The organism is Alcaligenes nematophilus (assembly GCF_026344155.1).
GTDB classification, from domain to species: domain Bacteria; phylum Pseudomonadota; class Gammaproteobacteria; order Burkholderiales; family Burkholderiaceae_B; genus Alcaligenes; species Alcaligenes phenolicus.
Genome location: NZ_JAPKMZ010000003.1, coordinates 510,579 through 530,447, shown reverse-complemented (window position 1 = coordinate 530,447; position 19,869 = coordinate 510,579). Strand labels below are relative to the sequence as shown.

Here is a 19,869-nt window from a genome sequence, read left to right as displayed (position 1 = left end):
GCTTCCTGATAGTCATGGCAGTTTGGGAGCCTTAACAACGGGCAGTGCCGATTTGGGCCGGGTCTCGTGTTGGTGTTTTGTCCAGCGATCGAACTTTGTGCGCGTTCTGCGTTCAAAGTCTGGATGTTTCCGGTGAAACCCCCCACCTCCTAAGCTAGCCTTTGTGAAAAAAGTATCCCCCGTACGTCGCTTTGCGGCCGATTTTCTGGAATTGCTCGGTTCGATGCGCTTTGCCATCAGCTTGCTGATGTTCATTTGCGTAGCTAGTCTGATCGGCACTGTTCTGGCGCAAAATCAGCCGGCCAATACGTATATCGATCAATTCGGGCCGTACTGGTTTGAATTTTTCGACCATTTCTCGATCTGGTCCATCTACAACAGTGGCTGGTTCATGGTCATCATGACGTTTCTGGTGGTCTCGACCACGCTGTGCGTCATTCGTAATGCCCCCAAGATGATCCGTGAAATGCGCACGTTCAAAGAGCATGTGCGCGGCGGCAGTCTGAAAGCCTTTCCCCACCGTGTTGAACTGGAAAGCGCCGGTGCTCCCGAACATAATCGCGAGCAGGTGCAAGGCTGGTTGCAGTCCCAGGGTTACGCCGTGCGCGTGCGTCAGGATGACGACGGCAGCATGATGATGGCGGCCAAGAAGGGCAGCGCCAACAAGCTGGGTTACATTTTTGCCCACTTGGCGATTGTGGTGATCTGTGTGGGCGGCCTGCTCGACAGCGAATTGCCCGTGCGCCTGCAAGTGTGGCTGGGTGGCAAACAGCCCATTACTGAAAACATGCTGATTTCCCAGGTGCCCGAGTCGGGTCGACTTGGCTTGGGCAATCCCAGCTTCCGCGCCAATATGCTGGTGCCAGAGGGGGCCCGTACGGCTACTGCCGTGGTCAATTCCGGTGAAGGCGTCCTGATTCAGCCCTTGCCTTTTGCCCTGGAACTCAAGCGTTTCCTGGTGGAGTACTACTCAACCGGCATGCCCAGCAGCTTCAAGAGTGAAGTGGAAGTTACCGATCCCGTCACGGGCGATACGTTCGAGCGCACCATCGAGGTGAACGAGCCGCTGCGCTACAAGGGTGTCACGGTTTACCAGTCCGGTTTTGACGATGGCGGCAGTATTCTCAGCCTGAAGGGCTATCCCTTGGTAGGCCCTGGTTCCAAGACCTTTGCGCTAAATGGCAAAGTGGGCGAAACCGTGGGCATTGCGGCCCAGGAAAGCCCCAACGAACATGCTTTGACGGTTCAGTTGACCGAGCTGCGCCCCATCAACGTGGAGAACCTGACTGAGGGTGATCCTCAGCCCAAGGCCATGATTGAACACGTAGCCGCGGTTACTGGTAGCGCTGCCAACAAGAAAGATCAGCATCTGAAGAACGTCGGCCCCAGCGTGAACTATCGCTTGATCGACGATCAGGGCCAGTCCCGCGAGTTTGTGAACTACATGCTGCCTGTGGAGCTGGATGGCACCCTGGTGTTTCTGGCCGGTATGCGTTTCTCGCCCGCCGAGCCGTTCCGCTATGTGCGTTTCCCGGCTGACGACAAGGGTTCCTTGAAGGAATTCATGGATTTGCGTGCGGCCACGCAGAACGAGGCCCTGGTGACCCAGGCGGCCGAGCGCTTTGCCGAGCGTAACTCTTCGTCGCCCGAGCAAAAAGAGCTGATGCTCTCCGCGTCCAGAACTGCTTTGCAGACGTTTGTGCGTGCCGGTTTTGATGGCTTGATCAGCCGTGTCCCCGAGGCCGAGCGCGAGCGTATTCTGGGTTTTGCAATTCCCATGATTCAGTTCACACTGTCGGAATTGCGTGATTTGATCAGGCAGCAACAAGGTTTGCCGGAGTTGGATTACAGTCAGGAAAATAGCGATGCCAATCGCTGGATTCAGTCTGCTGTACTGGCGTTTGCCAACCTGCCTGATTACCCGGCACCGGTTATGTTGACCTTGGACAGCTTTGAGCAAGTTCAGGCCAGCGTATTCCAGGTGGCGCGCAGCCCAGGCATGTACATTGTGTACTTGGGTTGCTTGTTTCTGATTATTGGCGTGTTCTCGATGTTCTATATCCGGGATCGCCGTGTGTGGGTCTGGATTCGCCCTCACAACCAAGGCAGCAGTGTCATGGCTGCCATGACATCTCAACGTCGCAACTTGGACTTTAACCTCGAGTTTGATCGCCTTAAAGCGGCGTTCAACCGGCTATCTGTCTGACAAGGTGTAGCTACTATGGCGCAGACCCTTTCTTCGGCCACTCCCTCGATGTGGCAAGACAATATCGCTTCCAGTGGTGACCGGCGCGGTATCCGTGGCCGTCCGGACTGGACGGATGTGCTGTTTCTGGTGGTACTAGCTTTGGGTGCGGCGTATGCGCTCAATGTGTACAGCACCAGTATGGATTACTACGAAAAGATCATTCTGGTGGCTTTTGTGCCGTTTGTGGCCTGGCTGGGGTGGTTGTGGCGTCCGTTGCGCACGCTGCTGGTGTTGTCTGGTTTGACAGCTTTGCTGGCGGTCTGGCTGTACAGCACGGGTGATGGTTTGGGCACCGGCGATATTGAAAAGGCCGATTCGGTTTTTCTGCTGAAGTATTTGTTCTCTTCCCAGTCCGCCATTTTGTGGATGTGCGCGCTGTTCATTCTGGCTACGGTGATGTACTGGGCTGGTTTTTTCAGCAATACGGCGGCCTGGATGGGATCGGGACTGACCTGGGCGGCGATCTATGCCGGGATGACGGGTTTGCTGGTGCGCTGGCGTGAAGGCCATTTGTTGGGTCCGGACATCGGTCATATCCCGGTCAGCAATCTGTATGAAGTGTTTGTGCTGCTGGCGCTGATTACTGCCTTGTTCTACATGTATTACGAGCGTCGTTACAACACGCGTGCCTTGGGTGGCTTTGTGCTGTTGGCGATCAGCTCGCTAGTTATTTTTCTGCTGTGGTATTCCTTCACGCGTGATGCACACCAGATCCAGCCTTTGGTGCCTGCGTTGAAAAGCTGGTGGATGAAGCTGCACGTGCCGGCCAATTTTATTGGTTACGGTACGTTCTCGTTGGCGGCCATGGTGGGTTTTGCGTATCTGGTTAAGGAAAATGGCGAGACGCGTTCGCGTGCCAAGCTGATTCCGGTGTTTTTGCTGGGTGCGATTCTGTGTGCCGAGCCCATGATTTTTGGTTCGCGCGAGTTGTCGCCTACCTGGATGCTGTATTTCGGTATCGGTAGTGTGATCGTGGGTACGATTCTGTATTTCCGTGGTCCGATTTCGCGCAAACTGCCTTCGCTGGAGGTGCTTGATGACATCATGTACCGGGCGATTGCGGTGGGTTTTGCCTTCTTTACGGTGGCAACGGTGTTGGGGGCTTTGTGGGCCGCTGATGCTTGGGGCACTTACTGGCAGTGGGACCCGAAAGAGACTTGGGCTTTGATTGTGTGGCTGAACTATGCGGCTTGGTTGCACTTGCGCTTGCTTAAAGGGCTGCGTGGCACGATGGCAGCGTATTGGGCGCTGGGTGGGCTGCTGATTACCAGCTTTGCGTTCCTGGGCGTGAATATGTTCTTGTCGGGGCTGCATTCCTACGGGGAGCTGTAAGGTTTTTGCTGTTCTGGGGTGCTTGTGTTTGGGCTTCGGAATGGCGGTTGTAGAATTGGGAAACCCGAGTTTGGCTGAGTGCCGGACTCGGGTTTTTTTTGTGGCTGTTTACTTGTTCTGTTAGGGGCGGATGCCTGGTAGGGGCTTGAATGGTGCTTTGGGGGGCATAAGCTCTGGGAGACGCCGCTGGTGTGCGGGTCGGGGTGTCGGGGCTTGAGCGCTTGCCGGTGCTGCGCACCGGTGCCCTTGGCAGAAGATCGCGTAGGGCGCATCCTGAACTCGCACGATGGTTTGTCCCCCGGACAAACCATAAGCGTCGTGCTCAAACAGCAGGATGCTTGAACCCCTACGCGATCTTCTGCCCGCGGCAAGCACTCTGAATCGCCCCGACACCCCGGCCCGCACACCAGCGGCTCACAGTGTTTATTTATGGACCAGTCCTAATTTTTTCGGTGAATAGTGGGTGGGTTTAGGGGAAGCGTGATTGCGGTTTTTGGGTTAGGCGTTAATCGGAAGTTTGTTGGATTGAGGTGGCTTTGCTTAGCCAGACTCAGATCTAGACCGCTAAAACCCAAGCTAGCTCGATGTCTGTATCTATCTTCAGATCTATTTACTGCTCCAACTTTAGATACGCGCCTGCACTCGGAGCGGTAGCAGAGATGAAGTGCGAAATTTAGAGTTGGGTATTACGCAGTGGTAAGTGGTGCGATCGGGCCAGAAGACTCAGGCTCTTATATGGCAGGGTGTCGGGGTGATGATGGCGTCAGGAAGGCTTTTATAGCTTCCCCATGGCATTTGCAATGAAGGCGCATCAATGTGGTGAGAAACGCGGTCCTTTGCCACCCAGGCCCTCTGTGGGGCTTGGGCGCTTACCTACTTACATGGCGGGCGGGAACTTGTCCTGGGATTCGATCAGGAACTGTCTGGCGGCGTCGTCGTGGACCAAGTCGGTCATGGCGTTGGCTTTGAGCAGGTCTGCAGGGGTGCAGGCTTTGGAGATGATGAAGCCTTGTACGTAGTCCACGCCCAGTTCTTGCAGAGCTTTCAGGGTGGGGACGTCTTCTACCCATTCGGCGATGCTGATCATGCCTAGGTTGTTAGCCAGTTCAACGATAGTGCGGACGATGGCGACGTTGGTTTCTTTCTTCAGCATGTCGCAGATCAGGGCGCCATCGATCTTGATGGCGTCGGCGGGCAGTTCGCGCAGGTAGGAGAAGGAGGTGTACCCCGCTCCAAAGTCATCCAGTGCGATGCGTACGCCCATTTTCTGCAGGCGGCGCATGAAATTGCGCGTGTGCTCCAGGTCGTCCAGCGCGACGCCTTCAGTGATTTCTACGCACAGGCGGCGGGCCAGGTGTTCGAATCGGGCCAGGATGTCGAAGAGCCATTTGATGAAGGTGTCGTCGTTCAGGGACACGCCGCTCAGGTTGATGGTGACCCATTGGGTCTTGCTCAACTGAGCTTCGTGTTTGGACATCCATTCCAGGGTGGCGGAGAACACCCATTTATCGATGATGGTGATGGTGCCGCTTTCTTCTGCTGCTGCGATGATGCGGCCGGTAGGGATGAGCTGGCCAGAGGAGTCGCGCACGCGCAGCAAGGCCTCGAAGTTCAGGCTGTCCATGGGGCGACGCAAGGCAGCGATAGGCTGCATTTCCAGGTATAGCGCGCGAGAAGAGCCACCTTCCAGCTCTTCAAATAAACGTAGTTCTTCGGCGTGTTCTTGCAGGACGTTGGAGTCCTGCCCGTAGATAATCATGTCCTGATGCAGGCGGCGGGCGTCACGGGCAGCTCGGCTGGCGGCGGAGATGGCTTCTTGCGGAGCCATGCCGGGGGCGACTTCGACCAGCCCCAGTGTGCTGCGCAGGTTGAAACTGCGGTTGCCAGCCAGCAAGGGGCTTTTGTTCAGCGATTCCAGCACGCTATTGGCCAGAGTGCGAGCCTGGTCGGGTTCGCAGTCTTCAAAGATGATGACAAATTCGTCGCTGCCGATGCGGCCAATCTTGTCTTTACTGCGCAGGACGGATTCCAGTTGCTCGCAGACTTTCAGCAGCAGGGCATCGCCCGAGGAATGGCCGAAGGTGCCGTTCACATATTTGATGTGGTTCAGGTCCAGATAGGCCAGCAGGCAGGGTTTGTCGTCCTGGCTGCGGCTGAGCAAGCCGTCCAGTGCTTTTTCGATACCGCGCTGGTTCAGGACATTGGTAACCGGATCGTTGTCGGCCATCAGGCGCAGTTGGCGGTAGGTCTCGGCACGGGCGGTGATGTCTTGCAGGGAACCTTCGATGCACTGGTTGACGATGGCCACACGTAGGGCAAATTGGCAGGGCTGGGCATCGGCGTCGTAGTAGGTAATGGTCACGTCCTGACCATGTTGTGTGCTTTGGGCGACGGCTTTCCAGTCTTGTTCGGGAAAGAAATTGGTCCAGTGAATGGTGCTTTCGTTCGGGTCTGCGTCTATGTTGAGCATGCGCGCCAGAATGGGACTGATGCGCAGAAAGACGCCGGATTCGTTCAGGGTGAACATGCCGACAGGGGTCAGCAGGTAGTGGGCCATGAGTTCGTTACGGGCGCGCAGGGATTCGCTGCGGTCTTCTCGCAAGCGTTCACCTACGGCCAGGGCTACCATCAGATTGGAGAGCAGGAAGGCGATGACGCCGTTGAAGTTCTCTACAAAGCTGGAGCGACCAAAGGCCACCAGAAAGATGGCTGAAATCAGCATGCACAGGGCCATGCTGAGCAGCACCAGTTGCCAGAGCAAGATGCGCGAGCGGGTGTGCAGGAGGACGGACAGCAGCACGGCAGAGACGCAGCACAGCGCGTAGATGGTGCTGACCCACATGACGGGCTGGAACACGGACGCCGGGGCCAGCAGGGACACGGGTAACAGGATCAGGCCCAGTATGCCCACCGTAGGCAGCAAGCGTTGCAGGCGGGCGGTGGTAATCGAGTTGCCCAGCAATACCGTGAACAGGGAATAGCTCAGGATGAAGTAGCAGGCGATGGTCACCTGACGCAGCACCGGCATGTACTGCGAGGGCAGAATCTGGCCTAGCCACTGGGTATCCCAGCCCATGGCCATCGAACCCAGGCGCAGGTTGCCAATCAACCAGACTGACAGCAGCAGGTAGATCCAGGCGCGGTTGGTGGCGGCCAGCACTAGCATGAACATGGCCATGGTCAGCAAGCCGCCTTCCAGCAGCCCTATGCCACGGCTAAGACGGATCGAGGAGTTGGTGACGTCAGCGCTGGCCCAGAGCTGAGCTTGCAGGAGGGTGGGGCGGGAGGTCTCGACACGGCACAGCACGGTGTCGGGGTGGTTCGCCTGGCCCAATTCCAGGGTGTAGCTTTTTACCGGGGCGGGTGACAGCGGGGTAGGCGGGTCCAGCTCACTGTTACGCAGGGCTTGGCCGCTGCGGGCGTCTTGGCAGTGCAGCGAGGAAATCGGGGAGGCCGGAAAGTGCAGGACCTGGTCCTGCTGGGGGAAGGGGGCGGGCAGGGTCAGCAGCAGCCAATGGGGCTCGCTCAGGTGCAATCGTTGCCGGGTCGGGGCATTTTCCAATTGCGTCAGTAACTCTGGATCCGCATGCTCTTGCTGGCTGGCCAGCGCCTGAATGCCCAAACTTTGACCGGGAACGGTAGGGTAGCGATTCGGCAGGAACAGTAATGCCCATAAAGTGAGCATGATCAGAAACAAAGGGATGACGTAAAGACTCAAGCCGCGAATCAGGCGCTCGCTGGCCGAAGTAACAGGCTCAAAGCCGTGTGTCGGTATCCCTGGGGTGGTCATGATGGTGGTACAGCCTCCAGCGCTTACCATCGAACTGTCTGGCCACTGACAGCGAAATCTGTGCGTTCCTGGCTAGGACAGGACGCAACAGGCCGGGACTGCGATGCCTGCTGATGGCAGCGCAGTCCCGGCCTGTTTTACGGTCAGATTCGAGAGTTCTTTAAGGCTGAATGGTTGTTACCTGCATTCTTGCCCGCCTTTAAGGGAGCAATCGTTCGGTGGCAAACAAACTTTCCAGGCTTTCGCGGGGGCGGATCACATGAACCTGATCGCCGTCGACCAGAATTTCAGCCGCACGGGGGCGGGTGTTGTACTGGCTGGCCATGGTAAAGGCGTAGGCACCGGCGGACATGATGGCGACCAGATCGTCCTGTTTCAGATCCAGCTGACGGTCACGAGCCAGCCAGTCACCGCTTTCGCAGATGGGGCCAACCAGATCGTAGCGGGGAGTGGACTCGGTCACTGGACGAGGCTCTACCGCTTCCACGCCGTGCCAGGCGTCGTACAGAGTGGGACGAATCAAGTCGTTCATGGCGGCATCAATGATGGCGAAGTTTTTGGTCTCGCCATGCTTGAGGTATTCCACGCGGCTGAGCAGCACACCGGCATTGCCCACCATGGAGCGGCCGGGTTCCAGCACGATTTCCAGATGGCCCAGGCCGTTCTTGTCCAGAGCGGCGAATACTTCGGTCAGCAGCTGGGTAGGGGTCACCAGGGTTTCGTCGGTGTAGCGAATGCCCAGACCGCCGCCCAAATCCAGATGAGTCAGGTTCACGCCTTGCTCTTTCAGGGCCAGGATCAGCTTGATCAGCTTGTCCAGCGCATCCAGATAGGGGCTGACTTCGGTAATCTGCGAGCCGATATGGCAATCCACACCCACAATATTCAGGCTGGGCAGCTCTTGGGCGCGTGCATAGATGCGAGGAGCCTGATCAATAGGCACGCCGAACTTGTTGTCTTTCAGCCCGGTGGAAATGTAGGGATGGGTGCGAGCATCCACGTCCGGATTCACGCGCAAGGAAACAGGCGCTTTCACATTCATGCGTTCAGCAACCTGTGCAACGCGCTCCAGCTCGCCTTCGGATTCGACGTTGAAGCACTTCACGCCTGCTTTCAGGGCAGCTTCAATTTCCCAAACCTGTTTGCCGACACCGGAGAACACCACTTTGCCTGGATCGCCACCGGCGGCGATGACACGGGCCAGCTCACCGCCCGAAACAATGTCAAAGCCGGTACCCAGACGGGCGAATTCTTGCAGAATGGCCAGGTTGGAGTTGGCCTTCATGCCATAGCACACCAACAACTTGCGGTCCTGGCCTGCCACTCGATAGGACTCCCAGGCGTCGCGCAAGGCTTGGCGGGAATACACATATAGAGGGGTGCCGAATTCTTCAGCCAGCTTGTTCAGTGGAACTTGCTCGGCGTGCAGCGTGTTGTTCTGAAATTGGAAGTGAGGTGCAACGGTCATGGTGTCGTCAAATAACAGAGGTTAAGCGAGCAGGGCGGAAATCAGCGCGGCGCTGTTTGGGCGTCCGCTGCTTCCTGCGCAGGAGGGTGGTACAAGGGGCCTTTGTAGCCGCAAGCGCTAAGAAAAACGCTAAGTGCCAGCAAGGCCAGCAGGCGGGAGGAACGTAGTTTGTTCATAAGGTGTTGAGCTAGTGCAGACAATGCAGATCATTATGCCATTGTGAGGGACAAAGCATAAAAAAACGCCGGCTAGGCCGGCGTTTGGGTACTGGATTTAGAAGGGGACGAAGGGCTGGGCTTGCGTGCCCGAAGAACCGGAGTCAGAGTCCAGTTGCCGCAGCAGGTCGCCAATACCATCGCTTTGATCGCCACCGCCTTGTTGCAGGGCACCGTCACCTGGAGCGGGCAGACCAACACGGGCAATCGCTTGTCCGGGTGGGAATTCGTCAAAGTAGAAGTCCCCGTTGATGCGCGACAGGCCGGAAGGCATGGGGCCTGGAGGCACGATAGGCTTGTCTTTGAGCGCGGCGCGCATGTAGTTGATCCAGATAGGCATGGAAGCGCCACCGCCGGTTTCACCCGAACCCAGGCTGCGTGGCTTGTCAAAGCCCATCCAGGCAATACCGACCAGATCTGGCGTGTAACCGGCAAACCAGGCGTCCTGGGAATCATTGGTGGTCCCCGTCTTGCCACCAATGTCCGTACGCTTCAATTCGCGCGAGGAGCGGGCACCAGTACCGGAAGTTGCCACACCGCGCAGCAAATCGTTCATGACGTAAGCCGTACGGGCGTCGATGGCACGGGCAGCCGCATCACCGGCCACAATGGGCTTGGCACGCATGATGACTTTGTTGGTGCTGTCGGTTACGTAATCGATCAGGTAGGGCTCGGTGCGGTAACCGCCATTGGCAAAGACCGAGTAGGCACCGGCCATTTGTAGAGGCGTTACGCTACCGGCGCCCAGAGCCAGTGGCAGCACGGCGGGCTGACGGGCTTTGTCGAAACCAAAGCGGGTCACGTATTCCTGCACGTACTTGGGACCGACGGCCTGCATGATACGGATGGACACCATGTTTTTGGATTTATACAAGCCTTGGCGCATGGTCAGCATGGGCTCGTAGGTGCGACCGTAGTTCTTGGGTGTCCAGGGCTTGGAGCCGGTCTGGGCCGCGGTCAAAACAAAAGGTTCGTCCGAAATCTGAGTGGCTGGAGTCAGACCACGCTCCAGCGAGGAGGCGTAGATGAAGGGCTTGAAGGCCGAGCCGGGTTGACGCCAGGCTTGCGTGACGCGGTTGAACTTCCCGTCCGAGAAGTGGAAACCGCCCACCATGGCTTGGATAGCGCCGTCTTGCGGGCGTACCGACACAAAAGCCGCTTGCACCGCAGGCATATTGATCACTTCCCAGTAATCGCCATTGCGGAACAGATAGACCACGGAACCGCGCTGAATGCGCACGTCTGCCTTGGCGTTTTTCACCAGGCCACGAGCGACAATCTTCAGGGCGCGCTTGTCGTTGACATCAATAATTTGCTGGGCGGTACGGGCCACGCGAATCTGGTTGGGGCTGGCATCGAGCACCACACCGGTCAGCAAGTCGCCTGTGTCGGGGTACTTGTCCTGCAAGTCATCCAGAATGGAGTCCAGCTGGGCGTGATCGTTTTCAATACCGGCAGGCAGATCCACCTGGCCTTGCGGGCCGGTGTAAGGAGCACGACGGGTGTAATCCAGAATACCGTTGCGTACGGCCAGGTAAGCCGCTTCCTGGTCGGTGGACTTGATCGTGGTGTAGATATTGAAGCCGCGCGAGTACACATTGTCCTGGTAGACGCCGTACAGCAGTTGGCGAGCCAGTTCAGCTGCGTATTCACCGTGGATGGCGTAGCCACCTGCAGGCGTACCCAGAGCCGATTTCACGACGATTTCCTGTGCCATCGCGTCCTGGTATTCCTGCTCAGTGATGTAGCCCAGGGTACGCATGCGGCCCAGCACATAGGCTTGGCGAGTTTTGGCACGCTCGAAGTTGGCAATGGGGTTGAAGCGCGAGGGGGCTTTGGGAATACCGGCCAGCATGGCGGCTTCTGCTGTGGTGATTTCGCCCAATTGCTTGCCCAGATACGTTCGTGAGGCTGCGGCAAAACCATAAGCACGATGTCCCAGATAGATCTGGTTCATGTACAGATCCAGGATCTGGTCTTTGGTTAGCGTGGCTTCAATCTTGAAGGTCAGCAGCAGTTCGTAGAACTTGCGGGTATAGGTCTTTTCCGATGACAGGTAGAAGTTACGCGCTACCTGCATGGTGATCGTACTGGCCCCCTGGGTCTTGGACATATGGGTCATGTTGGCCAAGGCAGCGCGGCCAACACCCATCCAGTCAATACCGCCGTGCTGGTAGAAGCGATCGTCCTCGGCCGCCAGAATGGCCGATTTCATGACATCGGGAATTTCGTCAAAACGCAACACATTGCGGCGTTCTTCACCAAATTCGCCGATCAACACCTTATCCGCCGTGTAAATGCGCAGCGGCACTCGGGGGCGGTAGTCGATCATGGCGCTTAGGTCAGGCAGGTTTGGCCAGGCCAAAGCCAGCGCAAGCGACCCAAGCAGGACGGCACACAGACCAAGCCCCACAAAAAAGACCGAGGTCTTGATGATGAGGCGGGCAAGCCAGGAACCGGAGCTTTGCTCGGGTTTAGAATTGGGGGAGCGGGAAGAGGAACTCATTAGGGCTGATTTTAAAGTCCAAACGCAGCAGGACTGGGCCTCAAACCAAGTATCAATGTAACAAAATAATACTAAGCAAGCGGACTGTGCTTAGGGAAGGCTAATGGGATAATACACAAATGAACCACTCTTTACCCGCTGAGCTGATGCCTGTAGAACATCCTGATCCCTTAACAGACGCCGAGCTGCTCCATTTACAACAGACTGGCCCACGCCCCATTATTTTGGTAGGCATGATGGGAGCCGGTAAAACGACCATTGGTCGCCAATTGGCGCGGGAACTCAAGCGCGAGTTTATGGACCTGGACCACGAGCTGGAAGCCCGTAGCGGTGTGCGAGTGGCCACTATCTTTGAGTTCGAAGGCGAGCAAGGGTTCCGCAAACGCGAATCTGCGGTGCTCGATATTTGTTCGCGCCAGACCGGTATTGTGCTGGCAACGGGGGGCGGGGCCATTTTGTCCGAGGCCAATCGCCAGATCATCAAAGATCGCGGTATCGTAGTGTACTTGTGCGCTACCGTGGATGAGCTGTACCGTCGCGTGGCCCGAGACCGTAACCGGCCGCTGTTGCAAACAGCGGACCCACGCGCCCGCATCCAGGAACTGTTGCAAGCGCGCGAACCCCTCTATGAAGAAGTGGCTGATGTCCGCTTTGAAACTGGCTCGGCGCCAGTTCATCATGCGGTGCGCCACTTATTGTCCCTGTTGAAAGAACGAGGTTGCTAAATGTCTGTAGTGCATGTTGACGCCCAGGGTGGCGCTTATCCCATCCATATCGCCGCCGGGCGTCTGGTGCATCTTGCAGACACGGTGCCAGCCGATACGTCTGCCATTGCAATCGTCACCAATCCTACGGTGGCCGCCCTGTACCTGGCACCTGCAAAGGAAGCCCTGGCTGCAACCGGCAAGCCTGTTCATGTGATCGAGCTGCCCGATGGCGAAGCCTACAAGAACTGGGAGTCCCTGAACCTGATTTTTGACGCGCTGCTGGGCGGTCACCTGGATCGCAAGGCCCTGATTGTGGCCTTGGGCGGTGGCGTTATCGGCGATATGGCCGGTTTTGCTGCGGCCTGCTTCATGCGGGGTGTGCGCTTTGTGCAAGTGCCGACGACCTTGCTGGCGCAGGTGGACTCCTCGGTGGGCGGCAAGACGGCGATCAACCACCCGCTGGGCAAGAATATGGTGGGCGCGTTCTACCAGCCTATCGCTGTAGAGGTGGATACGGACGTACTCAAGACTTTGCCTGCTCGTGAGATCTCCGCCGGTCTGGCGGAGGTTATCAAATACGGCATGATTTACGACCTGGACTTCTTCAACTGGTGTGAAGAGCAGATTGCGCCCATGCGTACGCTGGAACAAGAACAAATCGTCTATGCGATTCGTCGCTCCTGCGAGGTCAAGGCTGAAGTCGTTTCCCAGGACGAACGCGAATCTGGTCTGCGCGCCATTTTGAACTTTGGTCACACTTTTGGCCACGCGATCGAGTCCGGCATGGGCTATGGCCAATGGCTGCATGGTGAGGCCGTGGGCTGCGGCATGATTATGGCTGCCGAGCTCTCCGCCCTGGTCTGCGGCTTGCCTGCTCAGGACGTGGCTCGTATCAAGGCCCTGGTGCAAGCCAGCGGATGTCCGATCACTCCACCACAATGGCCTGCGGACCGTTGGCTGGAATTGATGCAGGTGGACAAGAAAAATGAAGGTGGCCAGCTGCGTTTTGTGCTGCTGGATAAATTAGGCCATGCCAAGGTGCAGGCGGTCGCGCCTGATGTGGTACGCCAGGTATTGGCCCGCTTTACAACGGTGGAACAGGAGTAAAACCTATGCAAATGCTTGCCGCTTATGCCTGTCACCCTGAACAGTCCCGCGGTCGGCGTTATGCAGAGGCAGCGCCCCAAGGCCGTAACGCCTTTCAGCGGGACCGCGACCGGATCATTCACTGCAATGCCTTTCGCTTGTTGGAATACAAAACCCAGGTTTTCATTAACCACGAAGGTGATTTATTCCGAACACGATTGACGCATAGTCTGGAAGTGGCCCAGCTGGCGCGGGCCATTGCCCGCAATCTGGGTTTGCACGAAGACCTGATCGAAGCGATCTCTTTGGCTCATGATCTGGGCCACACCCCTTTTGGCCATGCAGGTCAGGACACCTTGAATAGCTGCATGCAAAGCCTGCGTCCCGAGGCCGGGGGCTTTGAGCATAATCTGCAAAGTCTGCGGGTGGTGGACGAGCTGGAAGAGCGCTATGCCGCCTTCAATGGCCTGAACCTGTGCTTTGAAACCCGCGAGGGGATTTTGAAGCATTGTTCGCTGAAGCACGCCCGTGAATTGGGCGAGGTCGGCCAGCGCTTTATTGATCGTACCCAACCGTCGCTGGAAGCCCAAATGGCCAATCTGGCCGATGAAATTGCTTACAACAATCACGATATTGATGACGGTTTGCGCTCCGGCCTGATCCGCTTGGAACAGTTGCTGGAACTGCGCCTGTTCAACAGTCATTACGAGCATGTACAAGCCCAATATCCGGGCTTGAGCGGTCAACGTTTGGTGGCGGAGATTATCCGCGGCATGATCAATACGCTAGTGGTGGATTTAACGGAAACCACGCGCGCCAAGCTGGAAGAGCATCGCCCGGACAGCGTGGATGCGATTCGTCATTTGCCTCGTTTGGCCGGATTCTCGCCAGAGATGCGGGCGCAGGCTGATGAGCTCAAACGCTTCTTGCACGCGAATCTGTATCGCCATTACAAGGTGGTGCGCATGATGAGCAAGGCGCAGAATATTGTGCGTGAACTGTTCCACGCTTTTCTGGATGATCCTCGTTTGCTGGCGGCGGAGCATCGCCGTGAAGATCCGATTGCTCAGGCCCGTGCCATTGCTGATTACATCGCTGGCATGACGGACCGCCATGCCATTCGCGAGCACGACGCTATCTTCAAGATGTAGCTCTTGCAGCCTGTGGTGGAGTTACGCGATCTGCTATCGGCCAGTAACCGTGTGCTGTTCAGGGGCTCTTCTTCATTGATAAAGCGTCAAAAAACCATGTTTTTGGTGCTCGAGGCCTGAACAGCGTGGTCTTTTAAGGGAGACAGCCTTTAGCGCTGCAATAAAGGCTTCAGATAGCGCCCGGTATGGCTTTGCTCGCAAGCAGCAACCGTCTCCGGGGTGCCTTGCACCACAATCTGCCCACCGCCCTGGCCACCTTCCGGTCCCATGTCCACAATCCAGTCTGCCGTTTTGATCACATCCAGATTGTGCTCAATCACGACCACGCTATTGCCCGACTCAACCAGTTTGTCCAGCACTTCCAGCAAGACAGCAATGTCCTGAAAGTGCAGGCCGGTTGTGGGCTCGTCCAGCACATACAAGGTTTGACCGGTACTGCGCTTGGACAGCTCCAGTGACAATTTCACCCGCTGCGCCTCACCACCAGACAGGGTAGTCGCGCTTTGACCCAGGCGGATGTAGGACAAGCCCACATCAATCAAGGTAGTCAATTTACGCGCGACCGCTGGCACCGCATCAAAGTATTCCAGCGCCTGCTCAACCGTCAGGTCCAGCACTTCGCTGATATTGCGGCCTCGGTAGCGAATGTCCAGCGTTTCACGGTTGTAGCGACGGCCCTGGCAGACATCGCAAGGCACATAGACGTCCGGCAGGAAGTGCATCTCTACCTTGACCACGCCATCGCCCTGGCAGGCCTCGCAGCGGCCGCCTTTAACGTTAAAGGAGAAGCGGCCTGGGTCGTAGCCACGCAAACGCGCCTCGGGCACGCTGGCGAACAGCTCACGAATAGCCGTGAACATGCCCGTGTAGGTGGCTGGATTACTGCGTGGGGTACGACCAATCGGGGTTTGATCGACGTTGATGATCTTGTCGAAATGCTCCAGGCCTTCCATACGATCGTAGGGCGCCGGTTCGGCATGGGCACGGTGCAACAAATGCGAGAAGGCGGTTGCCAGCGTGTCGTTGATCAGCGTGGACTTGCCCGAGCCGGACACGCCCGTAATGCAGACTAGTCGCCCAGCCGGAATCGCCAAATCAACAGACTTCAGGTTATTGCCGCTGGCACCGTACAGACGCAGCCAGTTCAGGCTGTCATCCACCGGGCGACGCTTGGGGATGGCAATCTGGCGCTTGCCGGACAGGTACTGGCCGGTCAGAGAGTCGGGGTTCTGGGCCAGCTCTGCGGGCGAGCCTTGAGCGGTAATTTGACCACCATGTTCACCTGCGCCGGGGCCCATGTCGATGACATAGTCGGCGGTGCGTATCATGTCCTCGTCGTGCTCGACCACGATCACGCTATTGCCTAGGTCCCGCAGGTGCTGCAGGGTCTGGATCAGTTTGTCGTTATCGCGTTGGTGCAGGCCAATGGAAGGCTCGTCCAGCACGTACATCACGCCGGTCAGACCGGAACCGATCTGGCTGGCCAGACGAATGCGCTGGGCCTCGCCACCGGAAATGGTGTCGGCGCTGCGGTCCAGAGACAGGTAGTTCAGACCCACATTGTTCAAAAACTCCAGCCGCAGGCGGATTTCACGCACGATGCGGTCGGCAATTTCTTTTTTCGCACCCGTCAGCGACAGACGCTCGAACCAGGCCAGGCAGTCGGACAGGGCCAGGGCTTCGACTTCATAGATGGCCAGACCTTTGGCTTGTCCTTGCGCTGCGGAGTGAGTCTGCGTGCACTGTGCGGCATTGTCAGACAGCTGGTCGACATTGAGGGTTGCGGAGTGGGCAGACGCGGTGCCTGCATGATGCTTGCACCCAGTATGGCTGGGAATCGGATCATCCCCGATACGGACGTGACGCGCCTCCAGACGCAGGCGTGCGCCATGGCAGGCTGGGCAGGTCTGGGTGCGTCGCAGCTTGTTCAGTTCCTCGCGCACGGCGCTGGAATCAGTTTCCGCCCAGCGACGCTGCAAATTCGGAATCACCCCTTCAAATGGGTGAGTTTTCACGGTGGTGCGGCCTTTCTCATTCAAATAGAGAAAGGGGATTTCTTCCGCGCCGGAGCCATACAGCACGGTGCGACGTAGCGCTTCGGGCAGGGACTCGAAGGGGGCCTCTATATCAAAGTGATAATGAGCCGCCAGGCTGGTCAGCAAAGTGTAGGTAAAGGCATTGCGCCGGTCCCAGCCCGCAATGGCACCGCCTGCCAGGCTCAGTTCCGGAAAGGCCACCACCCGTTCGGGGTCGAATACATCCACTTGCCCCAGGCCGCTACAGTCCGGGCAGGCTCCTGCTGGATTGTTGAAGCTGAACAGGCGTGGCTCCAGCTCGGGCAAGGAGTAATCGCAGACCGGGCAGGCGTAGTGACTGGAATAGGGCTGTTCCAGGCCTGTGTCCAGATTCACCACCAGACAACGCCCGTTGCTGGTGGACAGGGCGGTTTCCAGGCTCTCGGCCAGACGCTGCTGGCTATCGGGTCGAATGCGCAGACGGTCTATGACCAGGTCCAGGTCGTGTGCCTGTTGGGCATTGAGTGCAGGCAGATCTTCAATGCTGGAGATCTCGCCATCGACGCGTACCCGTACAAAGCCTTGGGCTTGCAGGCCGCGCAGTTCAAGCTGCAGGTCACCAACCAGGCCACGGTGCATGGGTGCCAGCACAGCAATACGGGTTTCAGGTTCCCATTGCAGAATCTGGTCTACCATCTGGCTCACGCTATGAGCCTGCAAGGCCAAGTGGTGTTCCGGGCAGTAAGGAGTCCCGACCCGCGCGTACAATAGGCGCAAATAATCGTGGATTTCGGTAGTGGTCCCCACGGTGGAACGCGGGTTATGGCCTGCTGCTTTTTGCTCGATGGCAATGGCAGGCGACAAACCTTCGATCAAGTCCACATCTGGCTTGTCCATCAGTTGCAAGAACTGACGTGCATAAGCGGACAGGCTTTCCACATAGCGCCGCTGGCCTTCGGCATACAAGGTGTCGAAGGCTAGAGAGGATTTCCCAGAACCGGACAGCCCCGTCAGCACGACCAACTGGTGGCGTGGCAGGTCTACGGAGACATTTTTCAGGTTGTGGGTACGGGCACCACGAATGCGGATGGCTTCCATCGCTTTATTTAGGCTTGTCAAAAGGCAACTTGCTACTATAGCGCGTTGCGTCAGAATTTATGTGAACGGGTATCCGGGCTCTCTGCTAGCCCAGTTGTGACAGAGTATTAAATGAGTACACACCAAACCATGAATACGGCCGGATCGCGCCCAGCGCGCCTGAGTCTGACTCAGCAAGAGCGCAAGGCCAGCATCCTGCTTGCCCTGTTGTTTGCCTGTCGAATGCTGGGTCTGTTTTTGCTGACCCCGGTCTTTGCAGTGGCCGCGCACTCCTTGCCCGGCGGTAATGATGCCGCCCGTGTGGGTCTGGCATTGGGGGCCTATGGTCTGACGCAGGCTGTCTTGCAGATCCCCTTGGGGATGGCATCGGATCGCTTCGGACGCCGACCGATTATCGTCATCGGCATGGCCTTGTTCGTGATCGGTGGGGTGATCTCCGCGCTGGCCCAGAATATTGACTGGGTGACGGTAGGCCGCTGTATTCAAGGTCTGGGGGCAGTTTCAGCGGCAATTTCCGCCTGGGTTGCCGACTCCACCCGTCCCGAAGTGCGCACACGTGCCATGGCGATGGTGGGTGGCTCCATTGGGCTGTCTTTTGCTGTATCGCTGGTGCTCTCGCCAGTGCTGGTGGGGCAATTTGGTTTGTCGGGACTGTTCTGGGCCATCAGTTTGCTGGGCTTTGTCTGCTTGTTGATTGCCGCTTTTGTCGTGCCCAGCGCGCCTAAAGCACCCGCCTCGATTGTGCAGGTTACCGCCGGACAGGTGTTGCGTCATTTGGACTTGCTGCGCCTGAACTTTGGCGTGTTCTGCCTGCACTTTATCCTGATGTCCTTGTTCATCGTCGTACCGGGCATTCTGGCGACCTTGGGTGGCTACGGTACTCAGGATTTGTGGAAGGTGTACCTGCCCGTTATTCTGGTTTCCTTTGTGCTGATGGTTCCTGCGGTGTTCTGGACAGAGACCCGCAAGCGTCACAAGCATGCGCTGGAACTGTCTGTGTTGCTGCTGATTGTGGTGCTGGCCGTGATGCCATGGGCACGCGATTCGCTGGTTCCCATGGTGGCCGCGCTGACGTTTTTCTTCATCGGCTTTAATGTGCTGGAAGCCTTGCAGCCTTCCTTGGTGTCGCGTGTGGCGCCACCAGAATACAAAGGTTTGGCGCTGGGTTTTTACAACACCTCTCAGTCCCTGGGCGTGTTTGCTGGCGGCCTGATCGGCGGCATCCTGGCAGGGCGAGGGCTCACCCAATGGGTCTTGTGGACCGGCGCTGCCCTGGCTTTGCTCTGGTTGCTGACAGCGCGTGGTTTCAAAGACAAATATTAAAAGGCATTGCCTGTTACGCTTGTGCAAAGACGTGGCAGGCAGCAACAAGTAAAGTGGCTGGATTGGCCGCAAGAATCAAGAGCTGGGCGGAACAGGTGACACCATCAGGTGCTTAGCCATATACGCCGTTCAAGGTGCCGTAACAGGATCGATGGCATGGATAAAACTGCCCTTCCCGGAGCGGGGAGGGAGTGTTAATTAAGGCACGAATCCACGATAATACGGCTTGATTTAGAATTTTTGACTACAGGATTTTTTCATGGCATCGGTAAATAAAGTCATTCTGGTCGGCAATCTTGGCCGCGACCCAGAAGTACGCTACAGCGCGGAAGGCTCGGCCATCTGCAATATTTCCATTGCCACGACTTCGCAGTGGAAAGACCGTACCTCTGGCGAGCGCCGCGAGGAAACCGAATGGCACCGTGTGGTGTTCTACAACCGTTTGGCTGAAATTGCAGGTGAGTACCTGCGTAAAGGCCGTCCCGTCTACGTAGAAGGTCGTCTGCGCACCCGTAAATGGACAGGTCAGGACGGTCAGGAGCGTTTCACGACCGAAATCATTGCCGAGCAAATGCAAATGTTGGGTGGCCGTGACGGTGGTGATATGGGCGGCGGCAGCATGGGTGGTGGCGAATACGGTGGCGGCGGTGGTGGTGCACCAGCTCCGCAACGTGCTCAGCGCCCAGCGCCTCAACAACAGCAGCAACAACAGGCCCCACGTAATAACGCTCCTATGTCGGACAATCTGGCCGATATGGATGACGATATTCCGTTCTAATTGGGCAAGATGAAGCTCGGCCTGGCCCTGTCAGGACAAAGGGTCTCTCTTTCCTGAACTGTTGATTGGCTCGGCAATACTAAAAACCCCCGGCGAATTTAAAATTCACCGGGGTTTTTTATGCATCTCTGCGCGGCGCTGCGGCGCAAGAG

At 57.3% G+C, this 19,869-nt stretch carries 12 protein-coding genes; 7 read left to right on the top strand and 5 right to left on the bottom strand.

Features of this window, described 5'->3' with window-relative positions; translation table 11 throughout:
• Positions 1–163: 163 nt before the first annotated feature.
• Both OSH04_RS11085 and ccsB read left to right on the top strand, forming a co-directional pair.
• A complete protein-coding gene (locus OSH04_RS11085) occupies positions 164–2,206 on the top strand; it encodes a cytochrome c biogenesis protein ResB (protein WP_035269614.1) in 2,043 nt (680 codons plus the stop codon).
• Between the two features lie 15 nt (positions 2,207–2,221).
• The gene (ccsB, locus tag OSH04_RS11080) at positions 2,222–3,580 is read left to right on the top strand and encodes a c-type cytochrome biogenesis protein CcsB (protein WP_035269615.1); all 1,359 of its coding nucleotides are present in this window, start codon (positions 2,222–2,224) and stop codon (positions 3,578–3,580) included.
• Positions 3,581–4,457: 877 nt separating this feature from the next.
• Here ccsB and OSH04_RS11075 read toward each other — a convergent pair.
• From OSH04_RS11075 to OSH04_RS11060, 4 genes are all read right to left on the bottom strand, one after another.
• The gene (locus OSH04_RS11075; protein WP_266108463.1) at positions 4,458–7,370 is read right to left on the bottom strand and encodes an EAL domain-containing protein; all 2,913 of its coding nucleotides are present in this window, start codon (positions 7,368–7,370) and stop codon (positions 4,458–4,460) included.
• A 199-nt stretch (positions 7,371–7,569) separates the two neighbouring features.
• Positions 7,570–8,838, bottom strand: a complete 1,269-nt coding sequence (lysA, locus tag OSH04_RS11070) for a diaminopimelate decarboxylase (protein ID WP_009461980.1) — start codon at positions 8,836–8,838, stop codon at positions 7,570–7,572.
• Between the two features lie 41 nt (positions 8,839–8,879).
• The gene (gene lptM, locus OSH04_RS11065; protein WP_080655585.1) at positions 8,880–9,014 is read right to left on the bottom strand and encodes an LPS translocon maturation chaperone LptM; all 135 of its coding nucleotides are present in this window, start codon (positions 9,012–9,014) and stop codon (positions 8,880–8,882) included.
• A 97-nt stretch (positions 9,015–9,111) separates the two neighbouring features.
• Positions 9,112–11,559, bottom strand: coding sequence for a penicillin-binding protein 1A (locus tag OSH04_RS11060; RefSeq protein ID WP_026484809.1), 2,448 nt, complete (start codon positions 11,557–11,559; stop codon positions 9,112–9,114).
• A gap of 119 nt (positions 11,560–11,678) precedes the next feature.
• Here OSH04_RS11060 and OSH04_RS11055 point away from each other — a divergent pair, with 119 nt between their 5' ends.
• From OSH04_RS11055 to OSH04_RS11045, 3 genes are read left to right on the top strand one after another with little or no spacing between them, the layout of a single operon-like run.
• On the top strand, positions 11,679–12,284 hold the full coding sequence (locus tag OSH04_RS11055) for a shikimate kinase (protein WP_009461975.1): 606 nt from the start codon (positions 11,679–11,681) through the stop codon (positions 12,282–12,284).
• On the top strand, positions 12,285–13,373 hold the full coding sequence (gene aroB / locus OSH04_RS11050) for a 3-dehydroquinate synthase (protein WP_266108461.1): 1,089 nt from the start codon (positions 12,285–12,287) through the stop codon (positions 13,371–13,373).
• A gap of 5 nt (positions 13,374–13,378) precedes the next feature.
• Positions 13,379–14,503: a deoxyguanosinetriphosphate triphosphohydrolase gene (locus OSH04_RS11045; RefSeq protein WP_009461973.1), complete on the top strand. Its 1,125-nt coding sequence runs from the start codon at positions 13,379–13,381 to the stop codon at positions 14,501–14,503.
• A gap of 149 nt (positions 14,504–14,652) precedes the next feature.
• Here OSH04_RS11045 and uvrA read toward each other — a convergent pair whose 3' ends face one another.
• Positions 14,653–17,616, bottom strand: coding sequence for an excinuclease ABC subunit UvrA (uvrA, locus tag OSH04_RS11040; protein ID WP_035269621.1), 2,964 nt, complete (start codon positions 17,614–17,616; stop codon positions 14,653–14,655).
• 111 nt (positions 17,617–17,727) lie between these two features.
• On the opposite strand from uvrA, the gene OSH04_RS11035 reads away from it, so the two are divergent.
• The gene (locus tag OSH04_RS11035; RefSeq protein WP_022983677.1) at positions 17,728–18,939 is read left to right on the top strand and encodes an MFS transporter; all 1,212 of its coding nucleotides are present in this window, start codon (positions 17,728–17,730) and stop codon (positions 18,937–18,939) included.
• A gap of 259 nt (positions 18,940–19,198) precedes the next feature.
• The gene (gene ssb, locus OSH04_RS11030) at positions 19,199–19,717 is read left to right on the top strand and encodes a single-stranded DNA-binding protein (protein WP_063692165.1); all 519 of its coding nucleotides are present in this window, start codon (positions 19,199–19,201) and stop codon (positions 19,715–19,717) included.
• Positions 19,718–19,869: the final 152 nt, after the last annotated feature.

What these genes read in the sequence shown, in the direction of transcription:
- OSH04_RS11075 (WP_266108463.1), bottom strand. Translation starts at nt 7,370, where the DNA reads ATGACCACCCCAGGGATACCGACACACGGCTTTGAGCCTGTTACTTCG.
- OSH04_RS11035 (WP_022983677.1), top strand. Translation starts at nt 17,728, where the DNA reads ATGAGTACACACCAAACCATGAATACGGCCGGATCGCGCCCAGCGCGC.
- lysA (WP_009461980.1), bottom strand. Translation starts at nt 8,838, where the DNA reads ATGACCGTTGCACCTCACTTCCAATTTCAGAACAACACGCTGCACGCC.
- ssb (WP_063692165.1), top strand. Translation starts at nt 19,199, where the DNA reads ATGGCATCGGTAAATAAAGTCATTCTGGTCGGCAATCTTGGCCGCGAC.
- OSH04_RS11055 (WP_009461975.1), top strand. Translation starts at nt 11,679, where the DNA reads ATGAACCACTCTTTACCCGCTGAGCTGATGCCTGTAGAACATCCTGAT.
- OSH04_RS11060 (WP_026484809.1), bottom strand. Translation starts at nt 11,559, where the DNA reads ATGAGTTCCTCTTCCCGCTCCCCCAATTCTAAACCCGAGCAAAGCTCC.
- ccsB (WP_035269615.1), top strand. Translation starts at nt 2,222, where the DNA reads ATGGCGCAGACCCTTTCTTCGGCCACTCCCTCGATGTGGCAAGACAAT.
- uvrA (WP_035269621.1), bottom strand. Translation starts at nt 17,616, where the DNA reads ATGGAAGCCATCCGCATTCGTGGTGCCCGTACCCACAACCTGAAAAAT.
- OSH04_RS11045 (WP_009461973.1), top strand. Translation starts at nt 13,379, where the DNA reads ATGCAAATGCTTGCCGCTTATGCCTGTCACCCTGAACAGTCCCGCGGT.
- lptM (WP_080655585.1), bottom strand. Translation starts at nt 9,014, where the DNA reads ATGAACAAACTACGTTCCTCCCGCCTGCTGGCCTTGCTGGCACTTAGC.
- aroB (WP_266108461.1), top strand. Translation starts at nt 12,285, where the DNA reads ATGTCTGTAGTGCATGTTGACGCCCAGGGTGGCGCTTATCCCATCCAT.